Source organism: uncultured Maricaulis sp. (assembly GCF_963976135.1).
Taxonomy (GTDB): Bacteria; Pseudomonadota; Alphaproteobacteria; order Caulobacterales; family Maricaulaceae; genus Maricaulis.
Genome location: NZ_CAXBKN010000015.1, coordinates 1 through 23,712, shown reverse-complemented (window position 1 = coordinate 23,712; position 23,712 = coordinate 1). Strand labels below are relative to the sequence as shown.

General features: G+C 62.9%; 21 protein-coding genes, 1 tRNA gene and 1 riboswitch. Of the genes, 9 read left to right on the top strand and 13 right to left on the bottom strand.

Annotated features, from left to right (window positions below; translation table 11 throughout):
* Position 1: 1 nt before the first annotated feature.
* From AAC023_RS03555 to AAC023_RS03545, 3 genes are all read right to left on the bottom strand, one after another.
* Positions 2-1,306, bottom strand: a complete 1,305-nt coding sequence (locus tag AAC023_RS03555; protein ID WP_339738192.1) for an HlyD family type I secretion periplasmic adaptor subunit — start codon at positions 1,304-1,306, stop codon at positions 2-4.
* The gene (locus AAC023_RS03550) at positions 1,303-2,997 is read right to left on the bottom strand and encodes an ATP-binding cassette domain-containing protein (RefSeq protein WP_339738190.1); all 1,695 of its coding nucleotides are present in this window, start codon (positions 2,995-2,997) and stop codon (positions 1,303-1,305) included. The genes AAC023_RS03555 and AAC023_RS03550 overlap by 4 nt, the downstream gene beginning before the upstream one ends.
* A gap of 161 nt (positions 2,998-3,158) precedes the next feature.
* Entirely contained in the window at positions 3,159-4,127 is a 969-nt protein-coding gene (locus AAC023_RS03545) for a KpsF/GutQ family sugar-phosphate isomerase (protein WP_339738188.1), read from the bottom strand.
* Between the two features lie 339 nt (positions 4,128-4,466).
* Here AAC023_RS03545 and gpmA point away from each other — a divergent pair, with 339 nt between their 5' ends.
* From gpmA to AAC023_RS03530, 3 genes are read left to right on the top strand one after another with little or no spacing between them, the layout of a single operon-like run.
* Complete coding sequence (gene gpmA, locus AAC023_RS03540; RefSeq protein WP_339738186.1) at positions 4,467-5,192, top strand: 2,3-diphosphoglycerate-dependent phosphoglycerate mutase; 726 nt, start codon at positions 4,467-4,469, stop codon at positions 5,190-5,192.
* Positions 5,193-5,195: 3 nt separating this feature from the next.
* Positions 5,196-5,849 carry a bifunctional diaminohydroxyphosphoribosylaminopyrimidine deaminase/5-amino-6-(5-phosphoribosylamino)uracil reductase RibD gene (gene ribD / locus AAC023_RS03535; RefSeq protein WP_339738184.1) on the top strand — a complete coding sequence of 218 codons (654 nt, stop codon included), beginning with the start codon at positions 5,196-5,198 and terminating at the stop codon, positions 5,847-5,849.
* 52 nt (positions 5,850-5,901) lie between these two features.
* Positions 5,902-7,203, top strand: a complete 1,302-nt coding sequence (locus AAC023_RS03530; protein ID WP_339738182.1) for a pentapeptide repeat-containing protein — start codon at positions 5,902-5,904, stop codon at positions 7,201-7,203.
* Positions 7,204-7,297: 94 nt separating this feature from the next.
* Here the strand turns inward: AAC023_RS03530 and AAC023_RS03525 are convergent, their stop codons facing one another.
* Positions 7,298-7,774: an Hsp20 family protein gene (locus AAC023_RS03525; protein ID WP_339738180.1), complete on the bottom strand. Its 477-nt coding sequence runs from the start codon at positions 7,772-7,774 to the stop codon at positions 7,298-7,300.
* Positions 7,775-8,007: 233 nt separating this feature from the next.
* On the opposite strand from AAC023_RS03525, the gene AAC023_RS03520 reads away from it, so the two are divergent.
* Together AAC023_RS03520 and AAC023_RS03515 are read left to right on the top strand one after the other, a co-directional pair.
* Positions 8,008-8,952, top strand: coding sequence for a methyltransferase (locus AAC023_RS03520; RefSeq protein WP_339738178.1), 945 nt, complete (start codon positions 8,008-8,010; stop codon positions 8,950-8,952).
* Positions 8,949-9,620, top strand: coding sequence for a hypothetical protein (locus AAC023_RS03515; protein ID WP_339738176.1), 672 nt, complete (start codon positions 8,949-8,951; stop codon positions 9,618-9,620). Before AAC023_RS03520 ends, AAC023_RS03515 begins: the two co-directional genes overlap by 4 nt.
* On the opposite strand, the gene hisN is transcribed toward AAC023_RS03515, so the two are convergent.
* The 3 genes from hisN to AAC023_RS03500 all read right to left on the bottom strand — a co-directional run bounded on the left by hisN (position 9,617) and on the right by AAC023_RS03500 (position 11,883).
* Positions 9,617-10,414, bottom strand: a complete 798-nt coding sequence (gene hisN, locus AAC023_RS03510) for a histidinol-phosphatase (protein ID WP_339738174.1) — start codon at positions 10,412-10,414, stop codon at positions 9,617-9,619. The two genes, AAC023_RS03515 and hisN, sit on opposite strands and share 4 nt — an antisense overlap.
* A gap of 61 nt (positions 10,415-10,475) precedes the next feature.
* Positions 10,476-10,829, bottom strand: coding sequence for a helix-turn-helix transcriptional regulator (locus tag AAC023_RS03505; RefSeq protein WP_339738172.1), 354 nt, complete (start codon positions 10,827-10,829; stop codon positions 10,476-10,478).
* A 157-nt stretch (positions 10,830-10,986) separates the two neighbouring features.
* Positions 10,987-11,883 carry an N-formylglutamate amidohydrolase gene (locus AAC023_RS03500; RefSeq protein WP_339738170.1) on the bottom strand — a complete coding sequence of 299 codons (897 nt, stop codon included), beginning with the start codon at positions 11,881-11,883 and terminating at the stop codon, positions 10,987-10,989.
* Positions 11,884-11,999: 116 nt separating this feature from the next.
* On the opposite strand from AAC023_RS03500, the gene AAC023_RS03495 reads away from it, so the two are divergent.
* Positions 12,000-12,365, top strand: coding sequence for a response regulator (locus tag AAC023_RS03495; RefSeq protein WP_339738168.1), 366 nt, complete (start codon positions 12,000-12,002; stop codon positions 12,363-12,365).
* Positions 12,366-12,486: 121 nt separating this feature from the next.
* On the opposite strand, the gene AAC023_RS03490 is transcribed toward AAC023_RS03495, so the two are convergent.
* The gene (locus AAC023_RS03490; RefSeq protein ID WP_339738166.1) at positions 12,487-15,651 is read right to left on the bottom strand and encodes a TonB-dependent receptor; all 3,165 of its coding nucleotides are present in this window, start codon (positions 15,649-15,651) and stop codon (positions 12,487-12,489) included.
* A 225-nt stretch (positions 15,652-15,876) separates the two neighbouring features.
* Here AAC023_RS03490 and AAC023_RS03485 point away from each other — a divergent pair.
* The 3 genes from AAC023_RS03485 to AAC023_RS03475 all read left to right on the top strand — a co-directional run bounded on the left by AAC023_RS03485 (position 15,877) and on the right by AAC023_RS03475 (position 18,058).
* Positions 15,877-15,951 (top strand) — tRNA-Val (locus AAC023_RS03485).
* Positions 15,952-15,968: 17 nt separating this feature from the next.
* Positions 15,969-16,898, top strand: a complete 930-nt coding sequence (locus AAC023_RS03480; RefSeq protein ID WP_339738164.1) for a Stf0 family sulfotransferase — start codon at positions 15,969-15,971, stop codon at positions 16,896-16,898.
* Positions 16,899-16,975: 77 nt separating this feature from the next.
* Entirely contained in the window at positions 16,976-18,058 is a 1,083-nt protein-coding gene (locus AAC023_RS03475) for an Mrp/NBP35 family ATP-binding protein (protein WP_339738162.1), read from the top strand.
* Here the strand turns inward: AAC023_RS03475 and AAC023_RS03470 are convergent.
* From AAC023_RS03470 to AAC023_RS03450, 5 genes are all read right to left on the bottom strand, one after another.
* Positions 18,055-18,813: an ABC transporter ATP-binding protein gene (locus AAC023_RS03470; protein WP_339738160.1), complete on the bottom strand. Its 759-nt coding sequence runs from the start codon at positions 18,811-18,813 to the stop codon at positions 18,055-18,057. The genes AAC023_RS03475 and AAC023_RS03470 overlap by 4 nt on opposite strands.
* Positions 18,813-19,802 carry an iron ABC transporter permease gene (locus AAC023_RS03465; protein WP_339738158.1) on the bottom strand — a complete coding sequence of 330 codons (990 nt, stop codon included), beginning with the start codon at positions 19,800-19,802 and terminating at the stop codon, positions 18,813-18,815. The genes AAC023_RS03470 and AAC023_RS03465 overlap by 1 nt, the downstream gene beginning before the upstream one ends.
* The gene (locus AAC023_RS03460; protein WP_339738156.1) at positions 19,799-20,617 is read right to left on the bottom strand and encodes an ABC transporter substrate-binding protein; all 819 of its coding nucleotides are present in this window, start codon (positions 20,615-20,617) and stop codon (positions 19,799-19,801) included. The genes AAC023_RS03465 and AAC023_RS03460 overlap by 4 nt, the downstream gene beginning before the upstream one ends.
* Positions 20,610-22,505 carry a TonB-dependent receptor gene (locus AAC023_RS03455; protein ID WP_339738154.1) on the bottom strand — a complete coding sequence of 632 codons (1,896 nt, stop codon included), beginning with the start codon at positions 22,503-22,505 and terminating at the stop codon, positions 20,610-20,612. Before AAC023_RS03455 ends, AAC023_RS03460 begins: the two co-directional genes overlap by 8 nt.
* A gap of 106 nt (positions 22,506-22,611) precedes the next feature.
* A riboswitch (cobalamin riboswitch) is annotated at positions 22,612-22,807 on the bottom strand.
* A gap of 36 nt (positions 22,808-22,843) precedes the next feature.
* Positions 22,844-23,712, bottom strand: an 869-nt coding sequence (locus AAC023_RS03450; protein WP_339738152.1) for a WecB/TagA/CpsF family glycosyltransferase, incomplete at its 5' end; no start/stop codon positions are given.

Below are 23,712 nucleotides of genomic sequence, written 5' to 3'. Positions count from 1 at the left end.
CTCATCCCGACCGCGCGCCGCGGAAGAGCGATTCACCGATCGGCTCGAAGAGATAGTCGAGCGTCGTGCGGCTTCGTCCTGAAAAAATGAACACTTCGACTGGCATGCCCGGGATGATCTCACGATCTCCCAGTTTTGCCAGTTCCGAGGCCGGCACGGTCACGCGGACCTCGTAATAGGACACGCCGCTGGCCTCATCGGTTTTGAGATCGGCGCTGACGCTGACGACCGTGCCGTCGAGCTGCGGTGTCATCCAGCTTTTGAAAGCGCTCATCCGCGTGCGCACCGCCTGCCCTGCATAGACCGCTGCGCGTTGCGCCGGACGGATGCGCACCGAAGCCGTCACTTCGCCAACCTCCGGCACGATTTCGAGGATCGCTTCACCCGGCCGCACGACACCGCCGCGCGTGGAGAAACGCAGATTGAGAATTTCACCCGAGACCGGCGCCGTGATCACCGACCGGTTGAGGATATCCTGCGCCGAATTGAGCCTTTCCTCGGCCTGCTGCAGCTGGGTGCGCACCTCGAGCTGTTCGGTCGAGACCTGGCGGGCGAAAGTGGCCTCGGCCTGCGCGATCTGACCCTCGAGATCCTGTTCGAGATTGGCCGCCGCCTGGGCTTCAGTGCGCAACCGGCTGATCTCGGCCTCCAGCGAGGCGACATCGCGTTCCATCGCCCGCAATTCATCCAGACGGGCCATCTGGCGCTCGACCCGGTTGCGCAGCAATTCCAGTTGCGCCTGCGCCGCCTCCAGCACGCGCTGGGTCAGGGCGACCTGCCGGGCCTGGAGCGTGCGCGAAGACTGGGCGCCATCCCGGCGTGCCGTGAGGACGGCGATATCGGCATCGAAGGCCTGGCGTTGCTGACGGAAAAGATCAAGCTGGCGTTCGAGAACTTCGGCTCGTTCGGTATCGCCCAGCGACATCGCATCAAGCGCCGAGAAGTCGGGCGTTTCCAGACCATCGCGCAAGGCAACAAGGCGTTGCAGGGAGCCGGTCAGGGAGGCGATATCCTGCATGATTTCATCACGCACTGACAGCGAGGCCGTTTCCTGGAGCGACAATAATTGCTGTCCGGCCTCGACCCGGTCGCCATCGCGCACCAGGAGTTCGTGAATAATGCCGCCCTCCAGATGCTGGACAACCTGGCGGCTATTCTCGACCACAATCTGGCCGGACGCCGGCACGCCCTCTGCCAGCGGCACCAGGCCGGCCCAGGCAAGAAATCCGCCAAGACCCAGCAGGCAGATCAGGGCCGCATTGCGGATAAAGGGATCCGTCATCGGACTGGCCATGGCGGCGGTCATCCAACGGCTCCCTGGCTGCCGGGAATGGTTGCCCCCGGCCCGGTCGCCAGCTTGAGATATTGTTCAGCGGTCGCCGCCAGGATGGAGCCATTGCGCAGCAACATGACTGTATTGGCACGCTCGATCAGACGCCGGTCATGGCTGGAGGCCAGCACGATGGCGCCGCGGGCGGCGGCCTCGACCAGGGCCTTGATCAAGAGCGGCGCCGCTGCAGCGTCCAGATTGGCGGTGGGCTCGTCGAGCAATAGCAGGACCGGGTCGCCGAACAGTGCACGTGCCAATCCGATCATCTGTCGCTGGCCGGCCGACAAATGCGCCCCGCCCGGGCCGACCCTGGTGTCATAGCCATCCGGCAAGGCCACAATCATTTCATGGGCCCCTGCCGTCTTTGCCGCCTGGATGACAGCATCCGGCCCGGCTGCGGCCAGGCGGTCGATATTCTCGGCAATCGTCGCGGGCAGAAGTTCAACATCCTGCGGCACATAGCCGACATAACGTCCCCGGTCGGCGCTCACCCATTCGTGCAATGTCCGCCCACCAAGCCTGGCCGCGCCGGAGCCTGGCAGCCAGGCGCCCGACAGGGTCTGAAGCAAGGTCGTCTTGCCTGCGCCATTGGCACCGGCAAGGGCGATGATCTGGCCGCCCTTTGCCGTATAGCTGAAGGGATGAATCAGGGGTTCCTTTGCGCCCGGCACCACCACGGAAAAGCGTTCGAGGGCCAGTTCGGATGCCGGACGTGGCAGCGGCGTAAACCGCGCGTCTTCATCGATCTCGTCCAGCCGGTCCTGCAATTGCGTCCAGGCACGCCAGGCCAGGACATTGCTGCGCCAGCCGCCAACGATCTGGTCAATCGGGCCCAGGGCCCGCGCCAGGATGATGGAAGAAGCCACGATCGAACCGGGCGAAATATCCTGGGTCAGTGCCAGGGCAGCCCCCGCGCCGAGGATGAAAATCTGCAAGACCTGCCGCGCCGCCCGCGAGATCGCCGTGAACTTGCCGTCCGCCTTGGCGGCCTGCAGAGAGAAATCCTGACCGGCACGCTTGGCCGCTTTCCATTTGCCGAACGCAGCCTGCACAAGCCCCATTGCAACCATGGCCGAGCGCTGTCGTTCCAGACCGGCGGCCATTTCATTGGCACCGCTCAGCGCCGTCTGGGAATATTTGCTCGCATCCCGCGTCGTCATCTCGGCAGCGACGGCGACGCCGAAGACGATCGCAGCGCCGATCAGGCCCAAACCGCCGAGCAGCGGATGGACCATGAAGAGCGCGGCCAGAAAGATCGGCGCGAATGGCAGATCCGCAAAGGGCAGGATTGTGCCAGCCTGCAAGGCCCCCTGGATACGGCCCGCCAGGGCCAGATCCTGGGACAGCGCCGGTGCGCCGCCGGTGCCAGCCTCGAATTTCGCGAAAATCTTGGGGACGAGGAAATTCTCGAACTCGATCCCGGCCAGAGCGCAAATCCGCCGCCGCGCCGCTTCCGACGCGCCATAGACGCCGAGCAGCATCACGGCGAGCGCCGTCAGCCAGATCAATGTGTCAGTCGAGCCGGAGCCAAGCACCCGGTCATAGACCTGCAGCATATAGAGCGGGGAGACCAGCAAGAGCAGATTGGACGCCAGGCTGAATCCGGCCAGCGCGACAGCATAGGGCTTCAGCCGGGTCCTCACCTGGAGCGATAGCGGCTGCCTCATGCCTTCTCCTACAATACTCAACCAACGCCTTCCTGCGCGCCCCTGATTATGCGGGGGGATGCAGCAGGAATACAGCGCCTCAAGGGGTCATTTGCGGCAATGATACCGCAAGCGGACAGCAAAGGGCCAGACTCGCAAGCGCCCGGGCCCGAAACCGGCAGCTATTTCAGCCCTGCGCGAAGCAGATCATGCAGGTGCAGTATGCCTTGAGGCCGGTTGTCCGCATCAACGATAAAGAGTTGCATGATTTTCGCCGCCCCGGCCGTCATCTCGCGCAGCGCATCGGCTGCAAGCATGCCCGGTGCGCCCGTTTTCGGATTGGGGGTCATCACGGATTGCGCTGTCTTTTCAATCAGGTCAGCACCCATATGCCGCCGCAGATCGCCATCAGTGATTATTCCGACCAGGCAGCCTGACTCGTCGAGAATACCGGCACATCCGAAGCTCTTCACCGTCATTTCAATCAGCACGTCGCTCACCAGCGCCGTTCGCGTGATCAAGGGCATGGCCTCGCCGGCATGCATGATATCGGCAGCCGTTGCCAGCGCGGCTCCCAATGCGCCGCCGGGATGAAATGTCTTGAAATCCGCGGCCGTGAAGCCGCGTTGTTCCAGCAGGGCAACCGCCAACGCATCACCCAGCGCCATCATCAATGTGGTCGAAGTCGTCGGTGCCCGGGTCTCGCCGCATGCTTCCGGCGCATCCGGAATAATCAGCTTGTAGTCAGCCGCCCGCGCCAGCGTGCTCTCGGCCTGGCTTGTCATGCCGATCAGCGGAACGGAGAAACGGCGGCAATAGGCGATCAGATCGCCCAGCTCCCGGGTTTCACCCGATTTCGACAGCGCCAGCACGGCATCGTCGGGAGTGATCATTCCGAGATCGCCATGGCTGGCCTCGGTCGGATGGACGTAATAGGCCAGCGTGCCAGTCGAGGCGAGGGTCGCCGCAATCTTGCGCGCGACGTGGCCCGACTTGCCGACACCGGAACAGATCAGGCGTCCGCCAATCTTTCCCAGCCGTTCAATCGTCGCCGAAAAGGCGCCGTTCACGGACAGGATGAGCGCATCGAGACCATCTCGTTCAAGCGCTATGACGCGTCGTGCCGAAGCGACGGGGTCGAAATCAGTCATGCCGGATTCCCGAATGGCGAAGGGATATTCCCCGCCTCCATAACAGAACCGCGCACGTCCCGGAAAGGGACGTGCGCGGCAGGTTGGGCGAAAGCAGGTCCGGAACTCCGCAGGGGGGTGCGGGACCGAACCCCTTATCGCCACCGGGCTGGGCATACACGCGTCAGGTGAGCCGCGACTCTTGCCCAACCCTCTACTCTGACGAGAGTCAGAATAACACAACTCGCCTGTCAAGTGTATCGAAATCATCCACCGCAGGCCGCGACAGCGGCGAATCCTTGCCCGCGAGTTGCAGCCGGGCTATCGCTTTGCGATCACGACACCCAAGGAGATTCCGCGATGCCGCAACTCGCCCTAATCCGCCACGGCCAGAGCGAGTGGAACCGGCAAAACCGGTTCACCGGATGGGTCGATGTCGATCTCACCGATGAGGGCGTCGACCAGGCCCGCCGTGCGGGCGAGCTGCTAACCCAGGCCGGTTTCAAGCCGGATCGCGCATTCACCTCGGTCCTGACACGAGCCATCCGGACCATGAATTTCAGCCTTGAAGGCTTGGGCCGGATCTGGATCCCGGTCGAGAAATCCTGGCGGCTCAATGAACGCCACTACGGCGCACTGGCCGGGCTCGACAAGGATGAAACCCGAGCCAAGCATGGCGACGCCCAGGTCAAGATCTGGCGCCGTTCCTTTGATACGCCGCCGCCGCCCTTGTCGGAAGATGACCCGCAGCATCCCGCGAAGGATGAGCGCTACAAACACGTGCCGGCCGCCCTGCTCCCGAATTCGGAATCGCTCAAGATGACGCTCGAGCGCGTCGAACCTGTCTGGGAAGGTATGATCGCGCCGCGTCTGGCCGCCGGGGAAAATGTCATCATTGCCGCGCATGGCAACAGCCTGCGTGCCCTGATCAAGTTTCTGTTCGAGGTCAATGACCACGATATTATTGATATCGAGGTGCCGACAGGCAATCCCCTGCTGATCGACCTGTCCGACGACGACCTCAAGCCAGTCGCGGCCCGCTATCTCGACCCCGAGCGCGCCAGACCCCTGCCGCCCCTGCCCTGAGTCATGTTCACGTCCGCCGACTATCGCTTCATGGATGCCGCACTGGCGCTCGCCCGGGCGCAGCTCGGACGGACCGCCCCCAATCCCGCAGTCGGCTGCATCATTGTCAGCGACGGAAGCATCGTCGGGTGGGGCGCCACCGCCGATGGCGGCCGACCGCATGCCGAACGCCAGGCGCTCGATCGCGCCGGCGAGCTGGCACGGTCAGGCCGCGCCTATGTGACCCTGGAACCTTGCGCCTTTCAGGGCCAGACGCCGCCCTGCGCCGACGCGCTCGTCACGGCCGGTGTCGGAACGGTCCTGATTGGCTGTCTGGACGAACACCCGAAGGTCGCCGGTCGCGGCATGGCCCGGCTGCGCGATGCGGGCATCAGTGTCGAGACCGGATTGCGCGAGAGCGAAGCGGCCCGGCTCTATGCGGGCTTCTTCCATCGTTTGCGCACAGGCCAACCCCTCGTCTATCTCGACGCCAATCCCGCCCGCTATGACGCCGCCCTGACGCCAGCGGCCATGCGCGCGCCCGCAGCGGAACTGGATCGCCTCGGCCAGGCCGGGATGAATCGGGTCTGCGTGACACCGGGCAGTGCGCTCGCGGCCTGCCTGATCGAGGCCGGTTTGGTGCAGACCCCTGCCACAGAAGCTCATACCGCCCGTTAACACTCCTTGATTAGCTTGATGGGTCAGTGTCCTAACCAACCGGGTTGAACGCATGGCCGGCCAGAAAATCGAGCACACCCGACTCGACCAGACGCAGGTTGACCAGATCTGCGACCGGCATGAGCGGCTATGGTCAGGCCGCTCTGGCGGCGCGCGGGCCAATTTCGCCTACACAATTCTGGAAAACCTCAACCTTTCCAATCGCGAATTGTCCGACGCGGATTTCAGCGGCGCGGTGCTGCGTGGCGCCAATCTGTCCGGAGCCACGCTCAATAGCGCGACCTTCTTCGCCGCCGATCTGCGCCGCGCCTCGCTTGAGGGTGCGTGTCTGCGACGGGCGGATTTGCGCGGAGCCATCATGCGCGGCGCCAACCTGACCGGCGCCGACATGACTGAAGCCGATCTGCGCGAAGGCGCCATTGCCCAGGTCGACAAGGAGAAAGGCCTCGCCATCCTCACTCATTCGGCGCAGCAAAGTGACGCCGGCAAGGCAAACTTCACCGGGGCCAATCTGTCGGGATCGAAAATGGCCGGTATGACGGCCCAGACCGCCGATTTCACGGATGCGGTCCTGCTGGGTGCCCGGATGATCCGGGCCAATCTGCGCGGCTCATCCTTTCATGGTGCCAATCTGGAGGGCGCCGACCTGTCAGGTGCCGACCTGACCGGCGTTGATTTCACCGACAGCGTGATGGTCGGCGTCAAGACGACCATGGCGAAGACCGAAGGCATGAAGACCGATGGCGCGCTGACGAATGCGGCCGTTGGCATCGATCCGAATACCCTGGAAAACCCGGTGGCCGACCAGATCTCCGCTCACGTGACCTGGTGCGAAACCAATGGCCGCGAGGGCAAGCCCTCGCTGTTTGACGGTATGGATCTGCGCGGCCTCCACTCGCTCGCCGGCAAGACGTTGACGGCCTTCCACGCACGAGGGGCGACGCTATACGGACTCGATCTGGAGGGCGCGCAATTGCAGGGGGCCCGGCTGGAGCGCGCTGATCTGCGCATGGTCTGCCTGCGCGGTGCCGATTTGCGCGGCGCCGACCTGACCGGGGCCAACCTGTCCAATGCTGATCTGCGCGACTGCCAGTTCGGCCCACTCGTGCTCGACGGTGACCGGATGCTCCCCGCATCCCTGGCCGGAAGCAAGGCACGCTACGCCGATCTTCGCGGTGTGGATTTGCGCCAGGCCAAGGCCACGGGCGCCGATTTCTCCTATTCTCGGCTGGACGGCGCCAATGTCCGCAAGGCCCGCTTCAGCGGCTCATGCTTCACAGGCGCGACCCTCGACACGGATTTCCTGGAAAATGTCGAGGCGATCGACGGTGCCGTCGATGTTCACGCCGCCTGACAGCGAAACACCCTGAACCGAAAAAAGAAGGGCGGCGAACCGGGGTTCGCCGCCCAATTTCGGAGGGGTATTTCAGATTCGTGCGTGGGAAAGATCAAGCCGCCTTGGTCTTGCGGGTTTCGATCAGCCGCGCGTTCGATTTTCCAGACACATCGGAAATCGCGATCTTGCGCGGCTTGGCCGCTTCAGGAATTTCGCGAACAAGACGCACGGTCAGCAGCCCGTTCAGCAATTCGGCGTCGGCCACCTCGACATGATCGGCCAGATGGAAGCGGCGCTCGAATGCGCGCTCGGCAATGCCTCGATGCAGGAAACGACGGGATTCGGTGTCATCCTTCTCCACGATTTTGCCGGCGATGGTCAGGATATTCTCCTGGACCTCGACAGTCAGATCCGCTTCGCCAAATCCAGCGACGGCGAGCTCGATGAGATACTCATTCTCGTCCAGATGCTGGATGTTGAAAGGGGGATAGCCTTGCGATTCAATCTTGGTCGCAGAATCCATCATGTCCGCCAGACGGTCAAAACCGACGATCGAGCGATAAAGGGGGGTAAAATCAACAGTTCTCATCTCAACTTATCCTCTTATTGAGCGACAAGGCCGACTGGCAAACCGCTTGCCAGCGTTGAGCCAACCCTGATTGCGCCAACGGGCCGCAACCGGGTCGCGAACCCCGTAACGGCGGCTCGCATTACCCAGATGGGAACTGATTATCACCGCTGCAAGCCCTGCCGGAGGCGCGAACGATTGCCATGCCGGCGCGCCTTCTCTAGGAGTGTTCATCCTGCTGCCGGAGAGAAATCATGAATCAGAATTTCCCGCTTGGGGTCATCGCGGCCTCGATACTGCTTGTCACAGCTTGCAGCGACCCGGCGATCGAGCCGGTCGAAAGCGAACTCCCTGCCAGCGAGGCGCAGGTCGAGACCGAGGCCGCCTCCGATGAGGCGCTTGCAGCAACACCCGAAATGACAGCCCTCGCCAATGTGCTGGCCGGCGATTGGCGCGGCGACGATTCCGACCGCGATTCGCAACGCCACCCTCTGGAAACCCTTGAATTTTTCGGCATCGACCCAACGAGCACCATCATTGAGGTCTGGCCTGGAAGCGGCTGGTATGCCGACATTCTCGCCCCCTGGATCGCCGCCAATGGCGGGCAGTATATTGCCGCGCATTTCCCCCTGAGTTCGGAAAGCGCCTCACGGCGCAATTCGCGGGCGGGCTTCGAGGCGCATGTCAGTGATCATGACATCTTCGGCAATGTCCGGATGGTCGATTTCGGTCAGAACAGCGGTCCACTGGTGGAACCCGGCACGGTCGATGCGGTGCTGACCTTCCGCAATGTCCACAACTGGATGATGTTCGGCTATGCCGAGCGCGCCTTTGATGATTTTCACGCGGCACTACGGCCCGGCGGCTTGCTCGGCGTCGTTGACCACCGCCTGCCCTCAACCCGTGAGCAGGATCCCCAGGCCCGGTCCGGCTATGTCCAGCAGGCCTATGTGATCGCCATGGCGGAAGAGGCCGGGTTTGAGCTGGTCGCGACCTCCGAGGTCAATGCCAACCCTGCCGACACCGCCGACCACCCCTTCGGTGTCTGGACCTTGCCGCCCGTGGGACGCTCTTCCGGTAATGGTGAGGCGGTCGCGGCAGATTTCGACCGGGCGCATTATGACGCGATCGGCGAAAGCGACCGCATGACGCTGCTGTTCAGAAAACCCGAAACAGCACCGGCCGAGCCCGCTGAATGAAGCAACTGACTGAAATGGGTTTCGCGCTTCTGATGGCCGCGTTGCTGGTTTCCAGTGCCGCTGGCCAATCGGAGGCGCGTGAGGTCGGGCCGCTGGCCCGCCTGTTTCCGCATTGGCAGGAATATCTTAGCCTGCCCGCCACCGATCGCAGTCACTTCACCCTGGCCTATGTCATCGGCTCGAGCCGCAGCGTTCCGGCCGAGGAGATTCGCATTTGGTATGAGAATGGTGCGGGCGAATCCGAGCTTGTACTCGATGCCGGTGGCCAGGTCCTCAACCCACCGGATCTGAGCGTTCTCGCCGCCGAGCCCATAGCCTGGGTCAATCAACCACAGGGTGGTATGTCGGTGAGCCTGTCATTCCAGGCCAGTCTGGAACTGGGTGAGGAAATCGCCCGTCTCGACACATTGCTGGCACTGGAGCAGGCCAATCAAGCCATGCGCAGCGTTGGCGGTGTGGCGGCGTTGTTCGCGCCATCCTTCAAAACCCTTGTCTTCCTGTTCGACGGCGCCGCACCGGCGGCATGGGCGGTGCATGCCGATGGAAGTCGCACTCCGCTGATCGTGCAGGAGAGTCAGGCAGTCTACCGCCCCAATGATCGCAATCTGCGCGATGTGGATCATCTGGTGTTCGGCCGCGCACCGGTCCGGGTTCTTCTGGATTCCTAGAGGGCAGCCGCGCGCAGCCAGGCAAGCGCCTCGGCATGCAGGCCCGGGTGAGCCGCTGCCAGAACCTGGCCGCCACCACTGCAATCCCCGCCGCGCCAATTGGTAATCACGCCGCCCGCGCCCTGGACCACGGGGATCAGGGCCTGGACGTCATAGGGCTGCAGCGCACTCTCGACTACCAGATCGACCCCGCCCTGTGCGAGCATGGCGTAAGCGTAGGCGTCATAGCCATAACGCGACAAGCGCACTGCTTGCCGCAGACCATCGAAAGCCTGCCATTCGGCGCCCTGGAACAGGAAAGCATCAGTGGTGGCCAGAATGGCGTCTGCCAGTAGGGCGGTCTTTCGCGTGGAAATCGGCAGGGATTGCCCGCCCCTCGAATAGCTCGCGCCACCGGGCCAGCCGGTAAAACGCTCACCGATATGCGGCTGGTCGATCAAACCGATGCGCGGGCGCCGGTTTTCTGAAAGTGCGATCAGGACCGTCCAGGTGGGCAGGCCCGCAATGAAGGCGCGCGTGCCATCGATCGGGTCCAGCACCCATTGCCGGCCATTGCGCGAAGGCTGGTCAGGAAGCTCCTCGCCGAGAATGCCGTCATCGGGTGCGAGCTCGGCGAGCACGGCCCGCATCGCCATTTCCGAAGCGCGGTCAGCAGCCGTTACCGGGTCGAAACCACCGGCGAGCTTGTTCTCGACCTGCAGGGCTTGCCGGAAATAGGGTGCGATCGCTGAACGCGCCGCATCCGCCACGCGGATGGCGATCTCTAGATCCGCCTGATACTGGGAATAGGACATGCGGATGCGCCTATCATGACGGCGTCATCCGCACCAGCCTGGCTGAAGCGCGTGCCCGTCCTCAGGCAGCTGCGTCATTGGCGGCTTCCTCGGGCTCCAGTGATTTGGCCAGCTCGAGCAAACGTTTGCGCGGTCGCTCACCGAGACGGTAATAGGCCCGGATCAGATCGACCGTTTCCTTTTGCGAGAGCACGTCGGCGGCGAGATGGCCTTCACCGGCAACCTCGTCGCGATTTGACAGGCCCTCATAGAAATACTGTACGGGGACGTCGAGCGACTCTGCGAGTTCGAACAATCGGCTGGCACTGACGCGGTTGGCGCCGCATTCATATTTCTGGATCTGCTGAAAACGGATCCCGACGGACTCGGCCAGCTGTTGCTGGGTCAGGCCCAGGAGCCGGCGCCGGCGCCGCAAACGTTTCCCAACGTGAAGGTCGATATCATTTGTCATAATCGTGTGCCGCCCATTCTTCGCCTGTTGAAGTGCGCCGCTGTGGGACGCTCACCTGAGACGAGAGCAAAGCGCGTGCCGCGCGAAGCGTAGCCATCATGCTCGCCTTATATGGGCATGATTATGACAAGGTCGTCACCGCCGGCTTCTGGCTGACGAATCCTTTGATAAACAGTTGTATTTTAGCACGAAAACCTTCGAAGTCCGGATTGGGCGTGACCCTCGATTCATGCAGGTAGAGACCGCGATTGATCTCGATCTGGACGACGTGGACACCCGTTTCGGGTTTGCCATAATACTCCGTGGTATGTCCGCCGGCATAGGGAGTGTTCCGAACTGTAACGAATCCCTGGCCCCGCAATCCCGCCTCAATCGCGGCGGTGATGCGCGGATCGCAGGACTGGCCATGGCGGTCCCCCAGGACGAAGTCGACGCCCGGCGCGCTATGCTCCGGCATGGAATGCATATCCAGGACAACAGCGAAGCCGAAGCGCTCCCGGATTTCGGCAATTAATCCAGTGAGGGATTGGTGGTAGGGCTCGTAGAAACGGGCGAGCCGCGTGTGTGCGTCCTCGACGTTCAATCGGCGGCGATAGAGTTGCTGCCCTGCAGACCCCACTCGGGGGATCACGCCGAGGCCGGAAGCGACGCGGCGCGAGGGCGGGTCGGCGTGCAAATCCGTGCGGTCGCGATACATGCCGGGGTCGAGCTCGCCGCGAGCCCGGTTCACATCGACGAAGACGCGCGGAAAGAGCGCATAGAGGAGGCTCGCCCCGTTGCCCTCGGCGCCATCGATCAACTGGTCGACATAGGCATCTTCAGAGCGGCGAAGTTGCTCGACAGGGACAGATGTCTGGGCGCATAAATCGCTCAGATAGTCCCGTCCTGAATGAGGCGAGGAGAGAATGAGCGGCTTTGCGATCGATGGGTCCGGGCGGACCAGCCTGACAGCACTCCCCTCGCCTGTATTGCCCTGTGCGACAGGCGAATCGGACATGGTGCGGGGTGTGAGGGTCATCTAGCGAGATTGAGCGGCTGCACATCGCAGGTCAAGCGGCAGCGCGTTCAGCGAGCTTTTACCTTAGCGGTGTATGATGGCGTCAATATCGGTTTTCGTGAGGGTGGGACCCAAACATGTGCAAAATTCTTCTGGCTGAAGATGATGATTCAATGCGCGACTTCCTGGCCAAGGCGCTCAAGCGCGCCGGTCATGATGTCACCGTCTGTTCCGACGGCGAAGAAGGCCTTGATGCCATTGGCGAAAAGGCCTCACAATTCGACCTCCTGCTGACCGATATCGTCATGCCAGGCGTCGATGGGATCGAATTGGCCCGGCGGGCCGCTGAAGTCGATCCGGGGCTGAAAATCATGTTTATCACCGGCTTTGCCGCCGTGGCGCTCAATCCGGGGTCGGGCGCACCAACCAATGCGAAAGTGCTCTCCAAGCCCTTTCATCTTCGTGAGCTCGTCGATGAAGTGGCGCGGGTGATGGCTGCCTGACCGGAACCAAGTTCGACAGACAGAAAGCGCTGCCCGATCGGGCGGCGCTTTTTTTTGGGGACAAAAAGAAAGGGCCCGCTCTTTCGAGCGGGCCCCAACTCATTTCAAGTCTGGCTTGAGACTACCAGCGCTTGCGCACGTTCACGAAGACGCGGCGACCGATGATATCATAACCGGAACCGAGAAGTTCGTTACCGGTGCCGAGTGTGGCGCCGGAGGCGTCCTGGTCGGCGAGCGCAGGAGCGTCGTCGAGCAGATTGTTGACACCTACAGACAGGGACCAGGTATCGCGGTCAAGAGAGACCGAGAGATCGTGGTACCAGACCGAGTCCGCGCTATCGATGGCATCGCCACCAAGCTCGGAAGCAGCCTGCAGACGCTCACCATAGTTGGTGCCGACCACATTGCTGATCGAAGCCTGCTCGCCGAGGTAACGGGCGCGCCACAGCATGCCCCAATCACCACGGGTCACCCGTGTATTGACGGAACCACGTACTTCAGGAGTGCCCCAGTCACCAACAAAGTTGAGGATATCCGATTCAGACGTCGTCTGATTCAGAACTTCCTCAGAGCGGGTGAAGGTCGAGTTCACATCCAGATTGAAGCCGCCAAAGATGTCGAAATCTTTGTTGAACCGCGTGTTGAAGTCCCAACCATTGGTGGTTTGGGTCGCAACGTTGAACGGCGTGTTATCGACGAAGAGCAGCGTGCCGGTGTCGGTGCTGCGTTCGCGACGTGCGCAGAACGGATCATTCGGGAAGTTGGTCGAGTTGTAGCACTGAGCCAGCGAGAAGGCCGTCGACGGGATTGCAATCGAATCCTCGACTTCGACACTGAAGTAGCTGACGCGGATGGAGGCATCGAAAGCGTCCGTGAACGGTTGTTCAAAGACGAAACCGAAGCTGTAAGCATCGGAAGTTTCAGGATCGAGACCCGGATTACCGGCCCGGAATGATTCAATCGAGGAAACCCCGCCCAGACCCAATGAGGTCGGGTCAACGCCTTCGGAGACGCAGTTTGCGAGCACCTGGGCATCACGATTATCATCGGCAGCGACATAGGTGCCGCCGGTGTTGGCAGCCAGCGGGACCACGCAAGGATCAGCGTAACCGCTGGAGAAGCCGGTCTGGCCGCCCAGGAAGAGCTCACGCAGGTTTGGTGCGCGGAAGGACGTACCAATCGTACCGTTGAAGGTCAGGAAGTCATTGACCTGCCAACCAAGACGAGCCGAGTAGGTGCTGTTCTGACCGTAATATTCATGGTCGGTCAGGCGACCGGCCAGTTCCAGGCTGACGTCTTCGAAGAAGCGACGGCCATTGATCAGAGGAACGGAAAGCTCGCCGTAATACTCGGTCAGCTCAGCAGAACCAACCGAACGACGGTCAGCGAAGTAACCGGCAGCACGGCCCTGGGACGCGACAGTGTCGGTACCGGAGTCAAGGCTGTCACGGCGCCATTCCATACCGAACACACCCTGAACTTCACCAGCTGGCACGTTGAACAACGGACCCGTGGTGAAGCCGCCGAAGATCATCTGATCAACGGTGGTGGTGGCAGTACGGTCGATACGCAGGAAATCATACTCTTCTTGCGTCGAGAAATGCGGCGAAGACGTTCCGTCATTTGGATACAGGCTGGCAGCGAACAGGTTCACCGGCACGCAATCCGTCGGATCAAGGAAGCCGAAGAGTGCGTAATCGGTGGTGTCATATCCGCAGATCACGTCGCCCGTGCCTGGATCGATACGCGAAGTCGCGATCGATTCACGCAGACGGCTTTCGTCAACTTGTGGACGGCTCGAATAACCCATGGAACGCGTGTAGCCAGCAAAGACTTCATACGACCAAGAAGGAGCAAAGCCCCAATCGCCCTGCAGGCCCATCATCAGGCGGGTATACTGGATCTCGGTCGAGATATTGCTGCGCTCGATTGGCGAAGCAAAAATCGGAACCGCGTCATAGCCGAACGGGTTGAACGGGTTGGATGCCGAAACGTCCGGAAAAATCTGGCCGTGGTAGCCGGACTTGTAGGCCGCTTGCGAATTGTTGTGCAGCAGCTCGACGAATGCGCGGACATTTTCCTGACCCAGGAAACGATCCATCGTGTAATCGCCGGTAAACATCAGCGAGTAGCGCTGAGCGTCCGGAACGATGTCGGTGGTCTGGTCGAGATAGGACGAACGATAGGCTTCGTCGGTGCTGGCGCCGGTCGACCAGCCAACTGGCAGATTGCCGGGAAGGTTGGTGGTGCCTGGCGAAGAGTAGACATCGCGCTGCCACAGGCCCGGGTGGGCAAAGTAGGAAGCGAGGTCTGGATTGCCGTCGACATAATAGGTGAAGAGGCGAACACGGTTGATGATCGAGCCTTCACACTCCGACAGAAGCGAACCGTCCGTGGCGATTTCGAGATCGCGCGAGCAATACAGGCCATCGGCTGGATCATAGTTCCAGTCACGCTGATTAACTTTCAGCGCATCCTGGTGCTGGTATTCGGCGGCAAACATGAAGCTGCCGTTTTCCGAGGAGTCGCCCATCATGACGCTCCAGCGGTGCGAACCACCACCTTCTTGTTCCGGCGAAGTGATAAAGGTTCCGACCTGGAAGCCTTCAAACTCATCGCGCAGAACCACGTTGACCACGCCGGCAACGGCGTCAGAGCCGTAAACCGAGGACGCGCCGTCAAGAAGGATATCGATACGCTGAATGACATCGGTCGGGATGATGTCGACATTGACGAGTGCCGGAGCACCTTCAACGCCTGACGGTCCGACGCGACGGCCATTGATCAGCAGCAGGGTCTGATCCGGGTTCAGGCCACGCAGTGTGATGGTGTTGGCACCTGGACCGGCGTCGGTCACGAATGCGCCACCGATGGTGTTGTCGAGCTGAACGCCCTGCGCCACCGAAGACGTCTGCAGGATTTGCGCGGTATCGATCAGGCCGGCATCGCGGATTTCAGCCGAGTCGATAACCTGAAGCGGAGCAACCGAAGTGAACGAGCTGCGATTGATGCGCGAGCCGGTAACGACGATTGTTTCTTCTGCTTCTTCGGACTCTTCGTCCTGGTCATTGTTCTGAGCCTGAGCCATTGCAGGCGAAATACTCAGCCCGACAGCCGCAAACCCGGCGAGAATGGTGGAACGCAATAAGCGTTCACGATCCAGTATATTGTTCACGATCTTACCCCTCTTGGTGTCATTGTGATGCTCGGCCTGTGCCCATTTGGGCTTACACGCCTGGTCGGCATACCCCGACCGATACTGCCATATGACGAGAAGCATCGTCATCCGACAAGCGCCCGCCTCCGCTGCAGCACATTTCCGCCGCAATTGTTGTAAAAAAGCCATATTCCGTTTGGTTGGCGACCAAGGGGGTGCCCGCTGCCATCAACGTCCCGGTCGGCGCATGAATGGTCTGTTTTGCGCCGAACTGTAATCGCGCTGAAATACACCCGCATTTGTGCCTTGCCTCCCCGGCCAGCGGACGCTAGATACTCCGCTCCCTGAACGGATGGGCGATTAGCTCAGCGGGAGAGCACTTCGTTGACATCGAAGGGGTCACTGGTTCAATCCCAGTATCGCCCACCATCCGGTTCCCTTGGTCCATGACCCAATCAGACAAATCCACCGACACGGAGCAGCCCGCCACCGGGCGTCCGGCCGAGGACGACGGGAAGACCGGCGCTACTGGCGAATGCCGGCTTTTCGAGCGCCCTGCAGATGTCTTCGCCCACGTGCAGACCTCGGGGAAGGCACGGCCTGACGGGCAAAGCGAGTTCGACGCGGGTCAGGCGCAAAACCGTTATGCGATCTGCCTGACGCCGCGCTCCGGGAGCACATTCCTTGCCTATCTCTTGCGCGACACAGACGCGTTCGGTTTTCCTGAGGAATGGCTCGCACTGGCGCTGATCGAGAAAGAGGCCGCCAGCCTCGGTGCCGGCGATATCGCGACCTACACCCGCCGGGTGATGGCCAAATACGCATCAGGCAATGGGGTGAGCGGGATTGAGTACGGTATTGCCCAACTGCTCGCCGCGCGGGCACTGGGTGATATCGATTCGGTTCTGGATCGCAGCGTCCGCTATCTCTACCTGCGCCGCCGCAATATCGTGCGGCAGGGAATCTCGATGCATATCGCACTGCAATCCGGCGTGCTGCACTCCTACCAGATGAATGATGATGCCCGCGCAGTTCGCGCTGCGGTGATCTATGACACGCACGCCATCCGTCAGCAGATCAAGGTGCTGCACGACCAGGAATTGATGTGGGAGCGTGAATTCGGTGCCCGCCATATCGAGCCGGAACGCCTGTATTTCGAGGACCTGGTCGAGCGGCCGCAGAGAATCGTCCGCCGACTCGCCAATCTGCTTGGCCTGCCGGCGACCCCCCTCCTGCCTGAAAAGGCGTCGATCCAGCCGCTTGCCGACAACCGGGCGGATGAATGGGAGGCCCGCTACCGGGCCGAGGATGCCGATTATCTGGACGCCCTCAAAATTCACCGGCCCAGAGTGCATATCCAGCTTTCGATGACCTGATCGGCTCCAACATCAGCGAGCAGGCTTTCGGCCGGCGTCACAAAAGCCTATCTCTGCGTCAGACCGTGGAGGACCCGATGGACGAACGCCTGCGCAAAGCCCTGACCAACGTCACCGAACGCCAGTCCGGCCGCAATATTATCGATGCCGACCGGGTCGATTCGGCCAGTGTTGCTGGCGATACGGCCACCATCGTCCTGACACCGCCCGTGGCCGGCAATGTCGATTTCGAAACCCTGCGCCCGCTGGTCGAAACCGCCGTCACGGCGATCAAGGGGATTAATCGCGCCCGCGTCATCATGACGGCCCACCGCGAACAACCCAAAAAGCATGCCCATGCCCACCCGCCCAAGCCTGCTGCGAAGGCGGTGAAGAAGCCGGCCCGGCGTATTATCGCCGTCGCCTCCGGCAAGGGCGGAGTCGGCAAATCCACGGTCGCCGCCAATCTTGCAGTCGCCCTGGCGCGCGACGGCATGAAAGTCGGCCTGCTCGATGCCGATATCTATGGACCATCGGCGCCGCGCCTGTTCGGCATCACCGACGCGCCCGGCCTGCGCAAGAATGATGCGGGCGTGCAGCCCATCACCGCCCACGGCGTCAAACTGGTTTCAATCGGCTTTGTCATCAAGCCGGGCGCACCCGTGGTCTGGCGCGGCCCCATGGTGCAGGGCGCGATCCGCCAATTCATGACCGATACCGACTGGGGCGAGCTCGACGTGCTCATCCTCGACATGCCGCCAGGCACCGGCGATGCGCAATTGGCCATCGCCCAGGATTTGCCGGTCGATGGCGCCGTCATCGTCTCGACGCCGCAGGATCTCGCCCTCGACGATGCCCGCAAGGCGATCGGCATGTTCGAACAGACCCACATTCCGATTCTCGGCATTGTCGAGAATATGAGCAGCTTCATCTGCCCGCATTGCGGCGAGAATAGCGATATCTTCGGCCATGGCGGCGCCAAGGATGAGGCGGAGCGGCTCGGCGTCGCCTTCCTCGGCGAAATCCCGCTTCACCCGCAGCTGCGCACCTCATCCGATGAAGGCAACCCGGCCGCCCTCGGCGACAGCCCGGTCGCCCGCGCCTTCCTCAAGGCTGCCAAGGCAGCGCTGGAAGCGGCCGAGCTCGCCTCCAAGCCCGCGCCGGAAATCCTCTTCGGCTAATCCGCCAGGCGGAGCGGCGTCGGCGTGATCCCGCCCGGCGCCACGACGCCAAAGACTTCGGCGATGTGCGGTTCGGACAGGCTCCGGGCCGGCGGAGCATCCGCCATGATGCGACCGTCCTGCATCAGGAGGGCACGGTCGGCATAGCGCGCGACGAGATCGAGCGCATGCGCCGCGACGATCACCAGGGCGCCGCGGTTCGCCTCCGCCCGGAGAATTTCCATCACACCAAGCTGATGGCGCGGATCGAGCGCCGCGGTCGGCTCGTCCAGCACGATGAGATCGGCCCGGGTTGCCAGGGCCCTGGCCAGCAGCACCCGCGCCCGCTCGCCCGAGGAGAGCTGGTCGAAAGGCCGTTCGGCGAGACCGGCGATACCGGCCCGTTCCAGCGCCGTATCAATCGCCGCCTCATCCTCGGCGGTCAGACGCCGCAAAGGCTTGAGATGGGGCACTCGCCCCAGCGCCACGATCCGGCGCACCGGCATCGGCCAGGCCGAGGATCCGTCCGGCGGCATATAGGCAATCCGCCGGGCCCGCTGACCAGGCGCCAGCTCCCGCAAGTCGAGACCGTCGAGCACGATCTCGCCCCGGGCCGGTTCAAGCAGACCGGAACACAGCCTGAGCAGGCTCGATTTGCCGGCCCCGTTCGGCCCCACCAGCGCGATGATCTCGCCGCCGGAGGCTTCAAATCCGACCGCCCGGACAGCCGTCCGTCCGCGATAGTCAAATCCGACTGAAGACAATTGCAGGCGCATCAGACCGCCCTCCCCGGCAAGGACCGCACCAGCCACAGGAAGAAGGGTGCGCCGATGAGGGCCGTCAGAACACCGAGATAGAGCGGCATGCCCGGTCCGGAAACCAATCGTGTCGCCAGATCCGCGAGTTCGATCAATATGGCACCGCCCAGCATGGAAGGCAGGATGAGCGCACCTGGCCGATGCCCGACCAGCGGCCGCAGCAGGTGCGGCACCACCAGCCCGACAAAGCCGATCGCGCCGGCCACGGCCACGCCGCCACCGACAGCGAGTGCGGTACCGCCGACCACGATCAGGCGCAGACGCCGGAGATCAATGCCGAGGCTGCGCGCACTTTCCTCACCCAGGCTGAGCGCATCCAGCGCCCGCGGCGTCAGCGCCAGCAGGCCCAGCCCCGTCAGCACGATCGGCGTGGCGAAGCGCAATTCGGTCCAGCTGGCATCCTGAAGTGACCCCATCAACCAATAGGCGATCTCGGCGAGGGCCCAGGGATTGGGCGCGAGATTCATCAGCAATGCCGTCAGCGCGGTGGCAATCGAACCGATAGCGACACCGGCGAGAATGAGTGTGGTCGCACTCGCGCGCGGCCCCGCCAACAAGAGAAGGAATGCCACGCCAAGCCCGGCTGCGGCGACTGCCGCCAGGGGCAGGACCAGCACGCCCAGCGCCGTAACGCCAAAATACATCGCCGCCACGGCGCCCAGCCCGGCACTGGCCGAAACCCCGATCACACCGGGATCGGCCAGCGGATTGCGGAAGAACCCCTGCAGCACCGCGCCCGATCCACCCAGACCGGCCCCGACCAACAGCCCGAGCAAAGCCCGTGGCAAACGTAATTCGCGCATCAGAAGCGCCGGCAGATCTTCGCCCCCGGCGAGGGCATCGCCCAGGCTGGACAATGTCAGCCGCGCATCGCCGAGAAAGAGCGAGGCGGCAAGGCTGGTGAGGAGGCCAGCGGCGAGCAGGATATTGAGGTACAGGGGTTTCATGAGCGCTGCGCCCATTCGTCCAGCGCATCGGCAATCGCCTCGGCCGCATTGATCAGGCGCGGACCTGCACAGGGCCAGTCGGCGCTGGGAATATCAACGCGGCCGGCGCTGCCGAGCAGACGGCGATAGGCGGCGTGACGCGTGGCGCGGCTCAGCATACCGGCGAAGCCGTCGGTGAAATAACTGGTCAGGATGATATCCGCCTCCAGCGTCAGCGCCAGTTCCGGGTCAGAACGGCCCCAACCGGCAACCCCGCTTTCCGCGGCCGCATTGCGCCCGCCCGCTGCCGTGATGGCAGCATCGACATAAGTGCCGGCACCGGCTGAACCGCCCGAGGCGCTGAGATAGGCCACGCTCGGCACCGCGCCGCGCCGGGCCGTACGCCGTTGAAGGTCTGCGAGCCGGTCATCCAGCGTCTGCACGGCGGCAGCCGCCTCGGTTTCCCGCCCCAGCGCTTCGCCAAGCGCCAGAAGATTGGCGCGCACGCCATCGAAATCCTCAGCCCAGGCGAGTTCGGATGTGCGGTAACCGCTGCGCTCCAGCATGGCACTTGCACGCCCGCCCTCCCCGGTGCCAAATACAACGAGACCCGGGTCGAGGGCGAATAGCCGCTCGGCGTCCGGCCAGGCGCGCGGCAATTGCCGCGCCCAGTCCGGAGCCGCCGAAATCGGCTGATCGACCTGCCACGACAGGGCCTTCACTCCCCCGACCGGCTCGAGTGCCAGCACATAGGCGTCAGCGCACAAGGAGGCCGAGACGACCCCGCCTTGCGGCGGGGCCGTTCCCTGTGCCGGTGCCCATGAGGCACTAGCCATGGCGAAGACGCAGGCCGAGATAAAGACCGCGGCCCGGCGTGTGATAACCAAAGACATCCTGATAGTCCTCATCAAGCAGGTTTTCCCCGCGCAGATAGAGTTCGACACCCTGACGGGCCTGCCAGCGCAACTGGCCGCCGACCAGCGTATAGGCGTCCAGCGTCACATCCTGGAATGTGCCGAAATCGGTATCGAGCTGTTCGCCCGTATGATCGAGCGTCATCGAGGCGGACCAGCTCGCGTCCGGATGCCAGTCGAGTGTCAGCGAAGCGAGGCGTTCGGGGCGCCGGATCTCGGCCGCCCCGTCCTGCTCGCTGTCCAGCAAGGTCGCCGAGCCGAACAGCGCGAACGTGTCGGTCACGTCCCAGCCCGCCTCAAGCTCCAGACCGGACCGGTCGGACCGGCTGGTGGCATTTCTCGCCGTGGCCGGAAACACCCCGAAATCCGTATAGATTTCATCGGTCAGCTCCGACTCGAACCAGACCGCCGAGGCATGGCCGCGCCCTCTGGCAAATACCTGCTCCCAGCCCAGTTCCCAACCGCGTGAGCGCTCGGGTTTCAAGTCCGGATTGCCAATGAAATAGGCCGGGAAATAGCCAAAAAGTTCAAAAATGCCCGGATTCTTGACGCCCTCACCGCCACTCACCCGCAGGCGACCACCAAGCCTGTCAAACGACCAGGCCAGCCCGGCGCGCCAGGTGAGCGCATCCTCGAAACGCCGATTGCTTTCATGCCGCGCCGACGCGGTGAGATCCAAAGACCCCCGGCCCAGTCCATAGTCAAAGGCGAAGGCCGAGCTGGACAGGTCCTGGCGCTGATTGGCCAGGGAGCCGGGACCGGCATCATTGCTGGTTTCGTCCTGCTCATACTCGACCAGACCGGTCAGGCGGTGTTCGATCTCGCCCGCGGACCAGAAGCCGGTCAGCTGGTAGTGCGCCTGGCTTCGCTGCCCCTGCGACAGGGCCGTGCGGCTGGCACCGTCGAAACTGCGCGAGACATCATCGGTGAACTGCACCGCGAATTCATGAGCCAGGGCAAGCGCGCCCACCTCATGGTCGAGCGACAGTGCGGCGCGGGCCAGTACCTGGTCGCCGCGGCGGGTGTCACCGGTATTGTCGAGCCGGCCATCATAATCCGTGTCGGCATCGGAGGCGGTGTCATAGCCGACCCAGCGCAAGGCCGTCTCGATCCTGAGACCATCCCCCAATTCATGTCCGGCCTGGAGATTGGCCGAGCGATTGGAATAGCCATCACGCTCGCCGCCAAGGCCGGAGACATCAATGCCGTCAGTCTCGAATACGCCAATGCCGGCAGCGAGATAACCCCGCGCAAACGCCTTGCCGAGGCGGCCGCTGAGACGGGTCGTGCCGAATGAGCCAGCCTCCATTCGCAGCGAGGCTGCGCGCCCCTGTTCAGGCCGGGCCGAACGCAGGGAAATCACACCGCCAATCGCGTCGGCACCCCACAGGGCTGATTGCTCACCGCGGGCGACCTCGATCGAGGCCAGATCATCAAAGGCATAGTGCGCGAAATCGGCTTCGCCGGTGAAGGGGCTCGCCGCTTCGATACCGTCGATCAGGACCAGAACATGATTGGCCTCCGATCCGCGGGCGCGGATCTGGGTCAGGGCACCGGCCGTACCGGAACGCGACACGGCCAGGCCGGGGATAGCGCGCAGGATATCGGCGATGAAAACCCCGCTGCGGGCCTCGATCATGGTGGTGTCGAGCACGGAAATGCTCGCCGTCGCATCGTCGGATGCGAGCGGGGTGCGCGCGGCGGTGACGTAAATCGTCTCCTCCGCACGGGTTTCTTGCGCCATGGCGGCGGCCGGGACGGCCAGCAGGGCGGTGGCACAGAGTAGTCGGGAGTGGAAAATTGCGGGCATGCACGTCTCCAAGGCTTTGGAGCCGGCGCGTGACGACGCCGGCACGAGTGGCAGGAGTCGTCAGAAAACGGATAGACCGCGTCAGTCTCGTGTAACACCGCACGAGCGGACAGACGACGGTGATGGCAGGTCTTCCGGCTTGCGGGTCGTCACGAACGATGCGCCTTCCCGGATTTCACCCCAGTGGCATCTTGCATCGCCGCTCACCGCCTACGGCTGCGGGTACAGCGCCGGACTGGGTGTTGCCACCGTACCGGCTTCTCGATTAATCCCGTGAGGGAACCATCACGCGTGGGAAACTATGCCGATGCCCGGCAGAAGACAATCCTGCCAGCGCGCTAATCGGCCTTCGGTGCCTGCAACAGACCTTCCAGGGCGCGGATCCGTTGATGCAGGGCGCGCTCGCGGACTTTTTGCGGATCGGAGAGCGAGCGTTCCAGCGCCAGCAATTCGCGCTGCGCCTTGCGCCAGCGCTGCCATAGCAGGAAAACTTTCGGCCCATCGACCAGATAGCGGCGCCACATGCGGCGAGGCTCGGAGGCCAGCCTGTGCAGCCATTCCAGCCGCGAGCGTTGCATCCAGGCCGGGGCGCGTTCGGTCTTGCCGCCGAGGAAATCAAGCGATGCTCCGACGCACAGACCCAGCCCGGTGCAATCACCGCGATCAAGACAGGCCTCGGCGACCAGCTCCTGTTGCGGCGAACCGACGCACATGAAAATGAAGCGCGCCGGGTTTTCAGCGACGAAGCGGGCGCAATCATCCAGCGCCTCGCGATTGTGACGCAGCCCCATGGGCGGCTCATGCCAACGCACATCGGTCAGGCCGTAACGCGCCGTGACGGCGTCGATCACATCGCCGGAGGCGCCAATAATCGTGATGGTTTCGTTCGGGTCGATCACCGTCTCGAACAGACGGGCGGTCAAGTCGGAGCCCGGCGTGACATCAATCTTCTCGCCGGAAAAACGGCCGATCAGCTCGAGCACGCGGCTATCGCACACGGTCAGCCAGGCCTGGGCATACAGGGTCGCCAGCACAGTATCCGTCTCAAGCCGGACCAGATGATCGACATTCGGTGTGACGACGAAGGCGAAGGGCTTGCTGGCATCCCGGTCGCTGATCCGCGTCAGCGCGACGCCGAGATCGATCTTGTCGAACGCCGAATTGAGAAACCAGATATGACGCGATCCGGAACGGCGGTCCTGGAATT